The sequence below is a fragment of the Plantactinospora sp. WMMC1484 genome, assembly GCF_049315195.1.
Taxonomy (GTDB): Bacteria; Actinomycetota; Actinomycetes; order Mycobacteriales; family Micromonosporaceae; genus Plantactinospora.
The window spans coordinates 5,459,880-5,474,797 of sequence record NZ_CP186055.1; the positions used below are offsets into that span (position 1 = coordinate 5,459,880).

Annotated in this window: 14 protein-coding genes; 7 read left to right on the top strand and 7 right to left on the bottom strand. The window is 70.6% G+C overall.

Features of this window, described 5'->3' with window-relative positions; genetic code table 11:
* Positions 1-29 precede the first annotated feature (29 nt).
* From ACN28C_RS23770 to ACN28C_RS23780, 3 genes are all read left to right on the top strand, one after another.
* Positions 30-1,340 (top strand): sensor histidine kinase, encoded by a 1,311-nt coding sequence (locus tag ACN28C_RS23770; RefSeq protein WP_422769736.1) that lies wholly within the window; start codon positions 30-32, stop codon positions 1,338-1,340.
* Positions 1,292-1,936, top strand: coding sequence for a LuxR C-terminal-related transcriptional regulator (locus ACN28C_RS23775; protein WP_422769737.1), 645 nt, complete (start codon positions 1,292-1,294; stop codon positions 1,934-1,936). The genes ACN28C_RS23770 and ACN28C_RS23775 overlap by 49 nt, the downstream gene beginning before the upstream one ends.
* A gap of 185 nt (positions 1,937-2,121) precedes the next feature.
* Positions 2,122-2,349 (top strand): ferredoxin, encoded by a 228-nt coding sequence (locus tag ACN28C_RS23780; protein ID WP_422769738.1) that lies wholly within the window; start codon positions 2,122-2,124, stop codon positions 2,347-2,349.
* Positions 2,350-2,371: 22 nt separating this feature from the next.
* Here the strand turns inward: ACN28C_RS23780 and ACN28C_RS23785 are convergent, their stop codons facing one another.
* Positions 2,372-3,223, bottom strand: coding sequence for an alpha/beta fold hydrolase (locus ACN28C_RS23785; protein WP_422769739.1), 852 nt, complete (start codon positions 3,221-3,223; stop codon positions 2,372-2,374).
* Between the two features lie 215 nt (positions 3,224-3,438).
* Here ACN28C_RS23785 and ACN28C_RS23790 point away from each other — a divergent pair, with 215 nt between their 5' ends.
* Positions 3,439-4,230, top strand: a complete 792-nt coding sequence (locus ACN28C_RS23790; protein ID WP_422769740.1) for an alpha/beta fold hydrolase — start codon at positions 3,439-3,441, stop codon at positions 4,228-4,230.
* Here ACN28C_RS23790 and ACN28C_RS23795 read toward each other — a convergent pair.
* Positions 4,207-4,473, bottom strand: coding sequence for a 3CxxC-type zinc finger protein (locus tag ACN28C_RS23795; RefSeq protein ID WP_422769741.1), 267 nt, complete (start codon positions 4,471-4,473; stop codon positions 4,207-4,209). The two genes, ACN28C_RS23790 and ACN28C_RS23795, sit on opposite strands and share 24 nt — an antisense overlap.
* Before the next feature lie 553 nt (positions 4,474-5,026).
* Here ACN28C_RS23795 and ACN28C_RS23800 point away from each other — a divergent pair.
* Complete coding sequence (locus ACN28C_RS23800) at positions 5,027-5,806, top strand: helix-turn-helix domain-containing protein (protein ID WP_422769742.1); 780 nt, start codon at positions 5,027-5,029, stop codon at positions 5,804-5,806.
* Positions 5,803-5,991: a DUF397 domain-containing protein gene (locus ACN28C_RS23805; protein ID WP_422769743.1), complete on the top strand. Its 189-nt coding sequence runs from the start codon at positions 5,803-5,805 to the stop codon at positions 5,989-5,991. Before ACN28C_RS23800 ends, ACN28C_RS23805 begins: the two co-directional genes overlap by 4 nt.
* Positions 5,992-6,242: 251 nt before the next feature.
* On the opposite strand, the gene ACN28C_RS23810 is transcribed toward ACN28C_RS23805, so the two are convergent.
* The gene (locus tag ACN28C_RS23810) at positions 6,243-8,243 is read right to left on the bottom strand and encodes an Hsp70 family protein (RefSeq protein ID WP_422769744.1); all 2,001 of its coding nucleotides are present in this window, start codon (positions 8,241-8,243) and stop codon (positions 6,243-6,245) included.
* A 203-nt stretch (positions 8,244-8,446) separates the two neighbouring features.
* Here ACN28C_RS23810 and ACN28C_RS23815 point away from each other — a divergent pair, with 203 nt between their 5' ends.
* Complete coding sequence (locus tag ACN28C_RS23815; RefSeq protein WP_422769745.1) at positions 8,447-8,779, top strand: hypothetical protein; 333 nt, start codon at positions 8,447-8,449, stop codon at positions 8,777-8,779.
* 125 nt (positions 8,780-8,904) lie between these two features.
* On the opposite strand, the gene mmsB is transcribed toward ACN28C_RS23815, so the two are convergent.
* The 4 genes from mmsB to araA form a co-directional block, all read right to left on the bottom strand.
* Positions 8,905-10,167 (bottom strand): multiple monosaccharide ABC transporter permease, encoded by a 1,263-nt coding sequence (mmsB, locus tag ACN28C_RS23820; RefSeq protein ID WP_422769746.1) that lies wholly within the window; start codon positions 10,165-10,167, stop codon positions 8,905-8,907.
* Complete coding sequence (gene mmsA / locus ACN28C_RS23825; protein ID WP_422769747.1) at positions 10,164-11,798, bottom strand: multiple monosaccharide ABC transporter ATP-binding protein; 1,635 nt, start codon at positions 11,796-11,798, stop codon at positions 10,164-10,166. Before mmsA ends, mmsB begins: the two co-directional genes overlap by 4 nt.
* Positions 11,799-11,938: 140 nt before the next feature.
* Complete coding sequence (gene chvE / locus ACN28C_RS23830) at positions 11,939-13,066, bottom strand: multiple monosaccharide ABC transporter substrate-binding protein (protein ID WP_422769748.1); 1,128 nt, start codon at positions 13,064-13,066, stop codon at positions 11,939-11,941.
* 120 nt (positions 13,067-13,186) lie between these two features.
* Positions 13,187-14,704 carry an L-arabinose isomerase gene (araA, locus tag ACN28C_RS23835; protein WP_422769749.1) on the bottom strand — a complete coding sequence of 506 codons (1,518 nt, stop codon included), beginning with the start codon at positions 14,702-14,704 and terminating at the stop codon, positions 13,187-13,189.
* Positions 14,705-14,918 lie beyond the last annotated feature (214 nt).

A 14,918-nucleotide genomic window follows, 5' to 3' on the forward strand; every position in this document is an offset into this window, starting at 1 on the left:
GGGGCCGGGCGGCCGGCAAGAATGGGCAGATGGACCACCCGCTCCAGCCGCTCACGAGCCCGCCGGCACAGTGGCTCCGACGCTGCCTGGTCCAGACCGGCCAGGGGTTGCTGCTGGCAGTCCTCTCGGTGAGCGCCAACATCGCCCTGCTGGTGCTCTCGGTGCTGGCCCTGGTCCTCAGCGTGCTGGGTGCGGGCCTGTTCATCTTTCCGGCGGTGACCGCCACGGTGCGCGATCTCGCCACCCTCAACCGGGGGATCGCCGGGCGGTGGAGCGGCCGGGAGATTCCGGTGCCCTACCGGCCGCCGCCGGCCGAGATGACGGTCTGGCGGCGCTACCGGTGGGTGATCACCGACCCGGCCACCTGGCGCGATCTGCTCTGGCTGCTGCTGTCCATACCGGTCGGTCTGGTCCTCGGGGTGCTCCCGGTCGGCCTGCTGACCTACGGCCTGGAGGGGTTGCTCGGGCTGCCGGTGCTGCTCTGGGCGCTCGGCATCCCGAACAACTACGGCACGCTCTGGCCGGTCGACAACCTCGGCATGGCACTGCTGGTGCCGCCGCAGGGTCTCCTGATCGTCCTCCTCGGCGCCGTCGCCGGTGAGCTGATCCGCCGACTGCACGCCGGCTTCGTCCGGGCGTTGCTGGCACCGACGGCGGCGGCGGCGCTCCAACAGCGGGTCCGGCACCTCGCCGAGACACGGTCCCAGGCCGTGGACGCGCAGGCCGCAGAGCTGCGCCGGATCGAACGGGACCTGCACGACGGGGCGCAGGCCCGGCTGGTGTCGCTGAGCATGAGCATCGGGCTCGCCGAGGAGCTGATGACGCGGGATCCCGACGCGGCGCAGCGGTTGATGGCCGAGGCCCGGGAGGCGAGCGTGCAGGCCCTCGCCGAGCTGCGGGACCTGGTCCGGGGGATCCATCCCCCGGTGCTCGCCGAACGCGGTCTCGGCGGGGCGATCCGGGCGCTGGCACTGAAGCTGCCGCTGCCGGTCGAGGTGGAGGCCGAGCTGCCGGGCCGGCCGCCGGCCCCGGTCGAGTCGGCGGCGTACTTCGCGGCGGCGGAACTGCTGACCAACGTGGCCCGGCACAGTTCGGCCCGGCGTGCCTCGGTACGGCTCCGGTACGCCGACGGTCGGCTGGTGCTGGTGGTCGGCGACGACGGTGCCGGCGGGGCGGATCCGGCGGGCGGGACCGGACTGCGGGGGATCGAACGACGGGTCGCCGCCTTTGATGGCACGATGTCCGTGGCCAGCCCGGCCGGCGGGCCGACCAGTGTGACCATGGAGCTGCCGTGCGAGTTGTCATCGCCGAGGACCTCGCCCTCCTCCGGGACGGGCTGACCCGGCTGCTCCAGGCCTTCGACTTCGACGTCGTCGCGGCGGTCGACAACGGGCCGGCCCTGCTGCCGGCGCTGCTCGACCAGCGCCCCGACGTGGCGGTGGTCGACGTACGGCTGCCACCGACCTTCACCGACGAGGGGCTGCAGGCCGCCATCGAGGCCCGGAGCCGGATCCCCGGTCTGCCGGTCCTGGTCCTCTCCCAGCACGTCGAGCGGCTCTACGCCGGTGAGTTGCTGGCCGACCGCCGCGGGGCGATCGGCTACCTGCTCAAGGACCGGGTCTCCCACGTCGGCCAGTTCCTCGACGTGGTGCGGCGGGTGGCGGCCGGTGGCACGGTGATGGACCCCGAGGTCATCGCCGAACTGCTGGCCAACCGCACCGGCGCCGAGCCGCTGGACGCGCTGACCGCCCGGGAGCGGGAGGTGCTCGGCCTGATGGCGGAGGGCCGATCCAACGCGGCGATCGCGGGCCGGCTCTTCGTCACCGAGAAGGCGGTCAGCAAGCACATCAACAGCATCTTCAGCAAGCTCGGCATGCCGCCCTCGGAGGACGACAACCGCCGGGTGCTGGCCGTACTGGCATATCTGGACGCCTGACCGCGGTCAGCACTCTGGGACATGAAGCCCGCCAACACCGTTCACTACCATTCGTCATCAGTGACCCACCCGGCGTCGACCGCACCCGCCCGACGGAGGGGACCCGAGATGAGGGAGGGACCCGAGATGACGGATAGCCGGCCGTTGACCGTGCCCGGACCACTACTGGCCCTGCCGGTGGCGTGGTGAGCACCGTCTGGCGGGTGAGCGTCGACCCGCACCGCTGCATCGGCTCGGGGATCTGCGCCGGCATGGCACCGGAGCACTTCCAACTCGTCGACGACCTCTCCACCCCGCTGGCCGACCAGGTCGCCCCGGCCGACCTGGTCGTGGAGGCCGCCGAGTCCTGCCCGGTGGAGGCGATCCTGGTCCGGGACGCGACCGACCAGCGACTCATCGCGCCCGGGTCCTGACGCGTGCCGCCACGGCGACGAGTCAGATGAGCGCGTCGACCGGAGTCCTGATGAAGTCGAGCAGCGCCTGGTTGACCTCGTCGGCGTGGGTCCACGGGATGCCGTGCGGCGCGCCCTTGAGGGTGATGAGCTGGCTGTTGGCCATCGCCGCGTGCATCCGCTGCCCGCACACCGCGTACGGCAGCACCCGGTCCTGGTCACCCTGGATGATCAGTGCCGGTACGTCGATCCGGGGCAGATCCTGGCGGAAGTCGGTGAGCCAGGCGGAAATGGAGGCGAGGGTGCCGATGGGCGAGGCGCCCACCGCGACGTCCCAGCTCATCCGGACGACCTCGTCGCTGACCCGGCCGCCGAGGTTTTCGTCCAGGTTGTAGAAATCGTGCAGGAACGACGTCTGGTATTTCGCCCGATCCGTGATCACGCTCTGCATGAAACCGTCGAAGAGGCTCTGGTCGATGCCCTCCGGGTTGTCGTCGGTCTTGAGCAGGAACGGCGGGATCGGCGCGATGAAGACGGCCCGGTTCACCCGGGCCGAGCCGTAGTTGGAGATGTATCTGGTCACCTCGCCGGTGCCCATCGAGTGGCCGACCAGGATCGTGTCGGTGAGGTCCAACTCGTTCATCAGGATGCTGAGGTCGGCGGCGAAGGTGTCGTAGTCGTAGCCCACGGCCGGCTGGCTCGACGAACCGTACCCGCGCCGGTCGTAGGCGATGGTCCGGTAACCGGCGTTGAGCAGCGGGTTGATCTGCTTCTCCCAGGCCGATCCGCTGAGCGGAAAGCCGTGGATGAGCACCACCGGCTGCCCGGCGCCATGGTCCTCGTAGTGCAGGTCGATGGGCGCGGAGTTCTCCACGCCGACAGTCAGATAGGGCACCCGTCTCTTCCCTTCCCCCGTGTTCGCCCCCGCCGACGGCGGGTCGCGTCGACCCGGCACGCGAGCGGCGAGGGCATGCGAACCCTCGCCGGCGATTGGCGTGCATTGTCGGATCTGCCGTCCCGGATCAGCGTAGCGAGCCGCTCCGGCCCGGTCCGGTGGGATCGCGATATTCGCTGGTGGGCCGGGTGCGGATCGGCCTAGGGTGTCCCGCGATGACGCTTTCCCACGACGTCGACGGCGCCGGTCCGGCCGTCCTGCTGTTGCACTCCTCCGTCTGCGACCGCCGGATGTGGGATCCGCAGTGGCTCACCCTGCGCGACGCCGGATACCAGGTGATCCGCTGCGACTTCCGGGGCTTCGGCGAGACCCCGGTGCCGGAGCGGCCGGACCCGGAGCGGCCGTACTCCGAGGCCCGGGACGTGCGCGACCTGCTGGACGGCCTCGGTGTCCAGCAGGTCGCGGTGGTCGCCGCCTCGCACGGCGGCCGGGTCGCGCTGGAGGTCGCGGCCCGGTGGCCGGACCGGGTGAGCGCGATGGCGCTGCTCTGCCCGGGCATCCCCGGCCATCGCCCCGGCCCGGAGCTGCGGGCCTTCGCCCGGCGTGAGGACGAGCTGATCGAGGCCGGCGACCTCGCCGCCGCCGTCGAGCTGAACGTGGCGACCTGGCTGGGGCCGGAGGCCGACGACGCGACCCGCAACCGGGTGCGCGACATGCAGCGGCACGCCTTCGAGGTGCAGCTCGCCGCCACCGCCGACGTGCCACAGCTCGATCTCGGCGAGCCCGACCTCGGACAGATCACCGCACCCTGCCTCGCCGTCTCCGGCCGCCACGACCTGCCGGACTTCCGGCAGATCGCCGCACGGCTGCCCGAGCTGCTGCCGACGGCCCGGCACGTCGAGCTGCCGTGGGCCGGTCACCTGCCCAGTCTGGAACGCCCCGCCGAGGTCACCGCGCTGCTCGTCGACTTCCTCCGCAGGCCGTCAGGTCTCGCGAGCGCCGGGTAGCCACCCCAGGAACCGGGTGGCCAGGGCGAGCGGCGCGACGTCCGGCTGGTCGGTCAGGGCGGACAGCAGCTTCTCGCCGAGATACCGGCGGAGCCCCTCCGGATCGTCCCGATAGCGGAAGAGCAGCGCCAGTCGCGCGGTCGAGCAGGGCCACCGCGCGCCACAGCCGCGACACCGGAAGAGTGGCCGCATCGGGACGTGCGGCCGACGCCGGGCGTGCGGTAGCGGAAACTCCGGCCTCACCACCGCGCCGTACGCCGGCCGCCGCGCCCGCCCTCGCCATCGACCGGAACCGCGGCGCGACCACCGACGGGCTGGATCCGATCGTTGCGCGGTCGTTGGTGTGCCCCGGCCCGGACCTGCCTCCGGTTCGCGCCGCGAGACCGGGGCGCCGCCGGGAGCGGGGGCGGATCGGGTACGACCGTCGCGGGACACCCGGCCCCGGGCGGCGGTGGCGGCGACACCGAATACGGGCACCGCCAGCGCAGCCCGCATCGACAACGCAGCCAGAGTCTCCGCCAGTCCCGCCGATGTGATGGCCTCGTCCCACGTCGCCATTTCATCGTGATCTCCTCTCGCGCAGGAATGGATTGGAGCGGGGATGCGACAACCGGCTCCACACCCTGGCCGCATCCCCGCGCGCCCCCGCCCGTCCTTTTCGGCGTATGACCGCCGTGGATCCGAGCGGAGCCGCTTGCATTCCACCCTGGACGCTCCAGCACAGGCGGCGGAAGATGGGCGGGACGCACAGCTGTCCGATAGTGCTGATCGGTCCGTGGATATGGAGGCGATAAAGATGAATACTCTTCCGGTAATCCTCAAGCGACTTCGCGCCGAGCGTGCCGTGACCCAGGACCAGGTCGCCGAGGCGGTCCAGGTCAGTGGCTCGCTGATCGCCGCCTTCGAGACGAACCGACTCGTGCCGCAGGCCGACACGGCGGAACGGCTGGACGCCTATTTCGGCACCGGTGACGAGATCCAGAAGGCATCGGCCGAGGCCCGGAAACAGGGACGCCCGTCACCGCAGTGGTTCCGCCCGTGGCGGCAGGTGGAGGACACCGCCACCACCCTTCGCTATTTCCAGCTCAGCCTGATTCCCGGCCTGCTGCAAACCGAGGCGTACGCCCGATCCATCCTCGACAGCGGTTTACGCAGCGCCCGGGAGGTCGAGGAACAGTTGGCCGCCCGGATGGAGCGGCAGCTCGCCGTGCTCGACCGCGACGATCCACCGGTCTGCTCCTTCGTGCTCGACGTCGCCGCGCTGCGCTGCGGCGACCCGCAACTGACCAAGGCCCAGTTGCTGCACCTCGCGGACACCGGCGCCCGGCCCGGGATCTTCGTCCGGGTCGTCCCGGAGACGGTGGGGATGTATCCGGGCCGCTCCGGACCGTTCGCGCTCGGCACCCTCGACAACGGCGGCATGGTCGGCTATCTGGAAGACTTCTTCGAGGGACGGGTGCTCGCCGAACCGGGGCGGGTCACCGCACTGGACCGGACGTGGCAGGCTGTCAGCGCGGTAGCGTTGCCGCGCGACCAGTCGCAAGACCTGATTCTGGGGATGGTGAGGGACCTGTGACGATCGAAAGTCCTCGGTGGCGCACCTCGCGGCGGAGCAACCAGTCCGGCGGCGACTGCGTCGAGGTCGCCGACAACCTGCCGGGCCGGGTGCTGGTCCGGGACAGCAAGGACCGCCCGGGACCACGGCTGGCGTTCGCGCCCGACGCGTGGCGCCGCTTCGTCCACGACATCGCCGTACGCTGATCGACCGCTCCGCGGAGTCCTGCCGGTCCGGCCTGTCCTGAGCCGCATGCAGGCCGTGCCGGGCAGCCCGTCGACAGCGCAGGCAGCCACCATGGTCTCGGTCCGAGCCGATCATCCTGTCTGATCAGTCGTGTGGCCCCGTCCTGTCGGCATGGACAACGCGCGACGACAAAGCACGGCCGCCTCCGGCTCGGTCCACCGCGCTACCGCGTCATCGCGCTACCCACCGCGTCACCGCGCTACCCACCGCGTCACCGCGACGGTCGCCGGCCGAGCCAGGCCGCAGGCCAGGCCAGCAGCAACAGAAACGGATACGCGAAGAGGGCGTCGACCGCCACCCGGCTCAGCGGCGGATGGGCGTACCAGTCGAAGATCCAGAGCAGCAGCGGGCCCGGCAGAACGCCGGCCGCGACGACGATGGCGAGTGCCGCACCGCGACTGCCCAGCCGCGCGGTCGCGGCGAGTGCCGCCTCGACGGCGAGGCCGGCGGCGAGGCAGCCGCCGACCAGCGTCACGAACCATACGTCGGGGTTGTGCTCCCAGTAGTAGAAGTGGACCGGGGTGCCCCAGGGCAGGTCGAAGATGTTTCGACCGGCCCGCACCACCGCGAGGCCGACGAATCCGGCGACGACGCCGGAGACCACCTGTGCGGCGAGCGCTGTTCCGCGCCGACGGGTCCAGAGCCCGGCCAGCAGTCCCGCCACGGGCAGGAGTTGCCAGGCGTAGCGGTCGGTCCAGTACGGCATCGGACCGTCGTAGCCGGCGACGAGCGGATAGGCGGTCATGGCCGCGCCCACCAGGCTGCCGAGCAGCAGCACGGCGGCGATGGCGAGCACCGGCCGGCGCGGCGTGGGTGCCGGCACGGCTACGGTCCGCCGCCCGGCGGCCGGCGCACCCGACCCTGCGTGCGCCACGACAGCCGCACCGGATGACGCACCAGCCGTACCAGGCGGCGCGGCACCCATTCCGGGCGGTGCCATCGCTGACCTGGGCAGCACCACCGCCTCCGCAGGGATCACCACCGGCGCTCCAGAGGTCACCGCTGCCGCCGGTGACACGCCCGCTGCCGCCGGTGACACGCCCGCTGCCGCCGGTGACACGCCCGCTGCCGCCGGTGACACGCCCGCTGCCCGTCCGGCCGTTGCCGGCCGGACCTCCGCCGGAGGCGGCGCGCCGGTCGCGGCGTCCTCCGGAGGGGACAGGCTACGGAGGCTGCCATACGCGACGACCAGTTCCGGCTGGTCGATGACCGTCGGCGCCACTCCGAGCGCCCGGTGCAGCATGGTCGCGACCAGCGGGATCCGGCTCGACCCGCCGACCAGGAACACCCCGGCCAGCCGGTCGGCTGCGACGCCGCTGGCGAAGAGCGTCGAGGTGGTCAGGGCCACGGTCCGGTCCAGCAACGGCCGGGCCACCTGCTCGAACTCGTCGCGGGTGAGGTGAAGGTCGCGATCCAGTCCCGGCAGGACGATCGGTGCCGCCGCGACCCGGCTGAGCTGCTCCTTGGCGGCCCGCGCCTCCTGCTGCACGTGTTGCCGCCGTCGCATCTCGGCAAGCCCCGTGCCGGGCGTGGCGAGCTCGGTGCCCACCTGGGCGACCATCCAGTCGACGATCGCGGCGTCGACGTCCACCCCGCCCACGTCGTCCAGCCCTGCGGTCGCCAGCACCTCCCAGCCACCGTCGATTCCCCGCCGCACCGCGCTGATGTCGAACGTGCCGCCGCCGAGGTCGTACACCACGAGGGTGCTACCTGCCTCCACGCGGTGACCGAGCACCTCGGTGAAGTACAGCGCGGCGGCGACCGGCTCGGCCACCAGCCGAACCTCGCCCAGCCCGGCCCCGGACGCGGCCTCGGCCAGTACGGCACGGCGCTGGGCGCCCCACGTCGCCGGGTGGGTCAGCACCGCCGGCCGGGGCGCGGCGCCGAGTGCGCGCGAAGCGGTCTGGGCGACCCGGGCGAGCACCGCCCGGACCGCCTCCGCCACCGGGATCTCGACGTGACCCAGCAGCAACGTGCCGTCGTCGATGCGGCGCTTGGGATGCGGCTCCAGGCGGCCCGGATCGACCCGGGAGCCGCGCAGCGCGTCGTGACCGATCAGCAGCGGACCGTCCGGCTGCGCGAACACCGCCGACGGCAGCAGCGGCGACGCGTCGAAGAGCAGCGACTCGATCCGGCCGCTCGGCATCCGTAGCGCGGCCACGGTGTGCGAGGTGCCGAAGTCGACGCCGAGGGCGGCAGGCGTGGCGATCACGCAACGGACGGTATCAATGGGCGTCAGGATCTGGCGCCCACGCCGCCGAGCGCGTCGAGGCAAGCCGGAGACGGCGCCGGTCGCGGTCGATCTCGGCCCGGCAACCACCCTGGTCGCGGCACCGATGTGCGGTACGTCCGGAGACACCGGATGCGCGGGGTCCCGAGGAGAGCGCCGGGCATGAGGCTCTTCAACCCTTCCCCATGGCCGACACACCGAGCCCGGCCGCGGCGCGGCGCTGGCCCGGCTCGACGTACTCGTCGGGCGGTGGACGGTGCAGCCGAAGGTCGAGGGTCGACGACGCGACCGACGAGTTCACCATGCTCTACGCCGACGGGCGCGGTGTGCAGCGGGTCTACCGGATGACCTTCGCAGAGGGCGTCTGGACGCTCTGGCGCGACGCCCCCGGGTTCCACCAGCGGTTCACCGGCACCGTCGGCACGGACGGCGACACCGTGGACGCGCGGTGGGAGAGGTCGGAGGATGGCGTGACCTGGCACGTCGACTTCGCACTGACCTACACCCGGATACGTTGACGCCCCTCCGATACGTTGACGCCCCTCCCGATACGTTGACGCCCGTCCCGGGCCGACATCCCGCCGACCCGCCGGACCCGTGGCCGGCGACGGTGCGCGCCCGTACCGCCGCCGACCGTGTCGCGTTACCGGGCCGCGCCGGCGCGGCGCTTGGTCCAGACGTCGAAGGCCACCGCCGCGAGCAGTACCGCGCCCTTGACCAGCATGACCCGCTCGCTCGGGGCCCCGATCAGGGACATGCCGTTGTTGATGACACCCATGATCAGGCCGCCGGTGATCGCCCCGACCACCCTCCCGACGCCGCCCTGCACGGCCGCCCCGCCGATGAACGCGGCGGCGATGGCGTCGAGTTCGAAGGCGTTGCCGGCGGTCGGTCCGGCCTGGTTGAGCCGGCCAGCGAAGATGATCCCGGCGAGCGCGGCCAGCACGCCCATGTTGACGAAGATCCAGAAGACGACGGACCTGACCTTGACCCCGCTCAGGGTCGCCGCCTGGAGGTTGCCGCCGACCGCGTAGATCTGCCGGCCGAAGACGGCCCGGTTGGTCAGCAGGGTGTACGCCAGCACCAGCCCGGCGAGCAGCACCAGCACCCAGGGCAGGTTCTTGAACCGGGCCAACTGCACCACCACGGTCATCACGACCACGGCCACCGCGGCGATCTTGAGTACGAAGAGCGGGAACGGCTCGACGCCCTGCTGGTACGCGAGCCGCGCCATCCGGCCGCGCCACTGCACCACCGCGAAGCCGACCACCGCGGCGATCCCGACCAGCAGGCTGAACAGGTCGGCCCCGCCCAGCACCCCGAGCCCGATGTTGCCGAGGTAGCCCTCGGTGAAGCCGTTGGCCAGGGTGCGGACCGGGTCCGGGAACGGTCCGATGCCCTGGTTGCCGAGGACGGTCAGGGTGAGCGCCCGGAACAGCAGCATGCCGGCGAGCGTCACGATGAAGGCCGGGATCCCGAAGTACGCGATCCAGAAGCCCTGCCAGGCGCCGATCAGCCCACCCACGATGAGGGTGATCAGCAGCGCCAGCGGCCACGGCACGTCGTGTTCGACCATCAGCACCGCGGCCACCGCACCGGTCACCGCCACCACCGAGCCGACGGAGAGGTCGATGTGCCCGGCGATGATGATCAGGATCATCCCGATCGCCAGGATCAGCACGTACGAGTTCTGCACGACGATGTTCGAGATGTTCTGCGGTTGCAGCAGCGCCCCGTCGGTCAGCACCGAGAAGAGCAGCACGATCAGCGCGAAGGCGACGTAGATGCCGCTCTGCCGCAGGTTCATCGACAACCGACGGCCGGGCCCGCCGCTCGCGGGCGACGGTTCGGCGAGACCGGGGCCACTCACCGCGACGTCGGCGTTGGTGGGTGCGGTGGTGCTCATCGAAGCTGCTCCTGTCCGTTCGTCGGGTCGTTCCGGTCCACGGTGCGACCCGGGTCGTCATCGCCGTTGCGGGCGTCATCGCCGTTGCGGGCGTCGCCGTGGTCGGCCTGGCCCTTGGTCATGAACCGCATCAGGTGCTCCTGGGTCGCCTCGGCCCGCGGCACCTCGGCGGTGATCCGGCCGGCGGAGAGGGTGTAGATGCGGTCGCAGAGGCCGAGCAGCTCCGGCAGCTCGGAGGAGATGACCAGGATCGCCTTTCCCTCGTCGGCGAGCCGGTTGATGATCGAATAGATCTCGTACTTGGCGCCGACGTCGATGCCCCGGGTCGGCTCGTCCAGGATCAGCACGTCGGGGTTCGTGAAGATCCACTTTGACAGTACGACCTTCTGCTGGTTGCCGCCGCTGAGCTTGCCGGTCACGCTCAACACGCTCGGCGCCTTGATACCCAGGCTGGCCCGGAACTCGTCGGCGACCTGATACTCCCGGTTGTCGTCGACCCAGCCACGCCGGGCCAGCTTGCCCATACCGGCGGCGGAGACGTTCCGCTTGATGTCCTCGATCAGGTTCAGGCCGTACCGCTTGCGGTCCTCGGTCGCGTACGCGATGCCGTGCCGGATCGCGTCCCGCACCGACCGTACGCTGATCTCCCTGCCGTCCTTGACCAGCCGGCCGGAGATGTTCGTCCCGTACGAGCGTCCGAAGACGCTCATCGCCAGCTCGGTCCGGCCGGCACCCATCAGCCCGGCCAGCCCGACTATCTCGCCGCGCCGCAGCGTCAGGTTGGCACCCGAGACCACCACCCGGCCGTGCTGGGTCGGGCTGTGCACCGTCCAGTCCTCGATCCGCAGCACCTCGGAGCCGATCCGAGGCTCGCGCGGCGGAAAGCGGTGGTCGAGGTCCCGGCCGACCATCCCGGAGATGATCCGGTCCTCGGTCACCTCGTCGGTGGCGAGGTCCAGGGTCTCGATGGTCCGACCGTCCCGCAGGATCGTGATCCGGTCGGCGATCTCCGCGACCTCGTTCAGCTTGTGCGAGATGATGACGCAGGTTATCCCCTCGTCCCGCAGCCCACGGAGCAGGCCGAGCAGGTGCGCGGAGTCCTGGTCGTTGAGGGCCGCGGTCGGCTCGTCGAGGATGAGCAGCCGGACCCGCTTGGCCAGCGCCTTGGCGATCTCGACGAGTTGCTGCTTACCGACGCCGATGTCGCTGATCAGCGTCAACGGGTTCTCGTGCAGGCCGACCCGGGCGAGCAGCGCGGCGGCCTCGTGGTTGGTCCGGTTCCAGTCGATCAGGCCCCGGCTGGCCCGCTCGTTGCCGAGGAAGATGTTCTCCGCGATGGAGAGCTGCGGGCAGAGCGCCAACTCCTGGTGGATGATGACGATCCCGCGCCGCTCGCTGTCCCGGATGTCGGAGAACGCGCAGCGCTCCCCCTCGAAGGAGATCTCCCCGGAGTACGAGCCGTGCGGGTAGACCCCGGAGAGCACCTTCATCAGCGTCGACTTTCCGGCGCCGTTCTCGCCACAGATCGCGTGGATCTCGCCCCGGCGTACCGAGAGGTCGACCTGCTCGAGGGCGCGTACCCCGGGAAAGGTCTTGGTGATGTCCCGCATCCGCAGAATGTCGTCGGTCATGCCAACGGATCGCCTCCAGCGTTGGTGGGTGGGCTGGTCTCGCCGGGCGGGCCGGCGTGCCGCGGCGGCCGCCCGGGGTACGCGGTGCGCGCCCCGGGAGACCGCCGCGACGGTACGACTACTGGTTGGCGACCGCTGTGCTACTGGAGCTGTTCCGGCTTGTAGTAGCCGGTGTCGATAAGCGCCGCCTGGTAGTTCTCCTTGTTGACGATCACCGGGTCGAGCAGGAAGGAGGGTACGACCTTGTTGCCGTTGTTGTAGTCCTGCTCGTTGTTGACCTCGGGCTTGTTCCCCTTGAGCACCGCGTCGGCCATCTTGACCGCCACCTCGGCGAGCTGCCGGGTGTCCTTGTAGATGGTCGAGTACTGCTCACCGGCGATGATGGACTTCACCGACGCCACCTCGGCGTCCTGCCCGGTCACCACCGGGTACAGCTGCCCGCCGGTGCCGTAGCCGTTGCTCTTCAGCGCGGACAGGATGCCGATCGAGAGCCCGTCGTACGGCGAGAGCACCCCGTTCACCTTCGCGCCGCCGCCGTACGTCTTGGTGAGCAGGTCCTCCATCCGGCGCTGTGCCGTACCGGGATCCCAGCGCAGGATCGCGACCGTCTTGAAGTCGGTCTGCCCGCTCTTCACCACCAGCGTGCCGTTGTCGATGTACGGCTGGAGCACCGACATCGCGCCGTTGAAGAAGAAGGTGGCGTTGTTGTCGTCCGGCGAGCCGGCGAAGAGCTCGATGTTGAACGGCCCCTTGGCGGTGCCGTCGGTGCCGTCCTGGTTCTTCACCTTCAACCCGACCAGCAGCGAGGTCGCCTGCTGCACCCCGACCTTGAAGTTGTCGAAGGTGGCGTAGTAGTCCACGTTCGGGCTGTTGCGGATCAGCCGGTCGTACGCGATGACCGGGATCTTGTTGTCCGCCGCGTTCTGCAGCTGGGTGGTGATGGCGGTGCCGTCGATCGAGGCGATGATCAGCACCTTGGCGCCCTTGGTGATCTGGTTCTCGATCTGGTTCACCTGGGCCGGGATGTCGTTCTCGGCGTACTGGAGGTCGACGGTGTAGCCGAGCTTCTCCAGGCCGGCCTTGACGTTGTTGCCGTCGTGGATCCACCGCTCGGAGGACTTCGTCGGCATGGTGACCCCGACGAGCGCCCCGGCGTTGTCGCCGGAGCCGGCCTCCTGGTCCACGGTCTTGGTGCTCGATCCGCACGCGGTGAGCGCGACGGCGAGCACGGCCGTGCTGGCCACCGCCGCGAGCCGGGCGAGTGTCATACCTTCCTCCATTCGTAGAGGTGCAAGGAAGGGCCCCCACTTATCGCTTTCTGTAGAAGAAGGGCCCCTTCCTAACACACCTCTGGTGGGTGGGTGGTGCGGGTAGGAGTGGAAGCGCGGTCAGGCTCGGCCGGGCAGCCCCTGGGCGAGTCGGTAGTACGCCTGGTTCCAGCGCAGCCGGTCGCGGAAGTCTGCCGGCGTGGTCCGCTCGTCGATGAGGACGAGCTCGGTGTGCAGCATGTCGGCGAAGTCGCGCAGCGTCGCCGACCCGACCGCCTGGGTGAGTACGGTGTGGTGCGGCCCCCCGGCGGTGAGCCACGCCTCGGCGGAGGTGCTCAGCGACGGGGCCGGCTTCCAGACCGCCCGCGCCACCGGCAACTTCGGCATCGGCTGGTCCGGCGGCACCACCTCGATCTCGTTGGCGACGAGCCGGAACCGGTCGCCGAGGTCGGCCATGCCGATCACCACGCCCGGTCCGGTTGTGGCGTCGAAGACCAGCCGGACCGGGTCCTCCCGGTCGCCGATGCCGAGCGGGTGGATCTCGCAGGAGGGGCGCCCGCCGGCAATGCTCGGGCAGACCTCCAGCATGTGCGCGCCGAGGATCTTCGGCTCCCCCGGCCCGAAGTGGTAGGTGTAGTCCTCCATGAACGAGGTGCCCCGGTCCAGGCCGGCGCCCATCGCCTTGACGGCGGCGAGCAGTGTCGAGGTCTTCCAGTCACCCTCGCCGCCGAAGCCGTAGCCGTCGGCCATCAGCCGCTGCACCGCCAGCCCGGGAAGCTGGCGCAGCCCGCCGAGATCCTGGAAGTTCGTGGTGAAGGCCCCGAACCCGCCCTCGGTGAGGAACTGCCGCAGGCCGGCCTCGATCCGGGCCGCGTACCGCAGCGAGTCGTGCCGGTCGCCGTCCTTGGCCAGTGCGGGAGCGAGCTGGTACGTGTCGGAGTACTCGCCGACCAGCCGGTCGATCACGTCCTCGGTGACTCCGTCGACCACCTCGACCAGGTCGTTGACGCCGTAGGTGTTGACCGAGACACCGAACCGCAGTTCCGCCTCGACCTTGTCGCCCTCGGTCACCGCGACGTCGCGCATGTTGTCGCCGAACCGGGCCAGCCGGAGGTTGCGCAGGTGGTCGAAGCCGAGCGCGGCCCGAGCCCACTCGTCGATCCGGGCCACCACGGACGGGTCGGAGGCGTGCCCGGCGATGGTCTTGCGGGCCAGACCGAGCCGGGTCTGGATGAAGCCGAACTCCCGGTCGCCGTGCGCGGCCTGGTTGAGGTTCATGAAGTCCATGTCGATGGACTCCCAGGGCAGCGCCTCGTTGAGCTGGGTGTGCAGGTGCAGCAGTGGTTTGCGGAGCGAGTCCAGGCCGCTGATCCACATCTTGGCCGGTGAGAAGGTGTGCATCCACGCGATCACGCCGAGACAGTCGGGATCGGCGTTGGCCTCCAGCATGACCGCGCGGATCGCCGACGTCTCGGTGAGTACGGGCTTCCAGACGATGTCCGCGACGATCCGACCGGAGCCGGTGAGCGTACGCATGATCTGCTGCGACTGCGTCGCGACCTGGTCGAGGGTCTCCGGACCGTACAGGTGCTGGCTCCCGGTGAGGAACCAGATCTGTGGGTGCTTGGCCGGCGGCATGTCCACCTCTCCTACTTCGGGCTCGGCTTCCGCCAGCCCCGATGCCGTAGCTCGCGTGCTCAGGTCGCGAGCAGAGTGTTACCGCTAACATTAAGGCAGTCAAACCGTACACCGTAACGCTTCAGTAACGGGAGAGCGGGAAATCCGCAGGTCCGGCCGAGGCGTCGAGCGGTCGCCCTGGCACGTCGAGCGGTCGGCGGCGACAGCCGAGACG

Bases quoted from the DNA above. Each gene is read 5' to 3' on its own strand.
- mmsA (WP_422769747.1), bottom strand. From the start codon at position 11,798: ATGACCGACGACATTCTGCGGATGCGGGACATCACCAAGACCTTTCCC.
- ACN28C_RS23770 (WP_422769736.1), top strand. From the start codon at position 30: ATGGACCACCCGCTCCAGCCGCTCACGAGCCCGCCGGCACAGTGGCTC.
- ACN28C_RS23800 (WP_422769742.1), top strand. From the start codon at position 5,027: ATGAATACTCTTCCGGTAATCCTCAAGCGACTTCGCGCCGAGCGTGCC.
- chvE (WP_422769748.1), bottom strand. From the start codon at position 13,066: ATGACACTCGCCCGGCTCGCGGCGGTGGCCAGCACGGCCGTGCTCGCC.
- ACN28C_RS23790 (WP_422769740.1), top strand. From the start codon at position 3,439: ATGACGCTTTCCCACGACGTCGACGGCGCCGGTCCGGCCGTCCTGCTG.
- araA (WP_422769749.1), bottom strand. From the start codon at position 14,704: ATGCCGCCGGCCAAGCACCCACAGATCTGGTTCCTCACCGGGAGCCAG.
- mmsB (WP_422769746.1), bottom strand. From the start codon at position 10,167: ATGAGCACCACCGCACCCACCAACGCCGACGTCGCGGTGAGTGGCCCC.
- ACN28C_RS23815 (WP_422769745.1), top strand. From the start codon at position 8,447: ATGGCCGACACACCGAGCCCGGCCGCGGCGCGGCGCTGGCCCGGCTCG.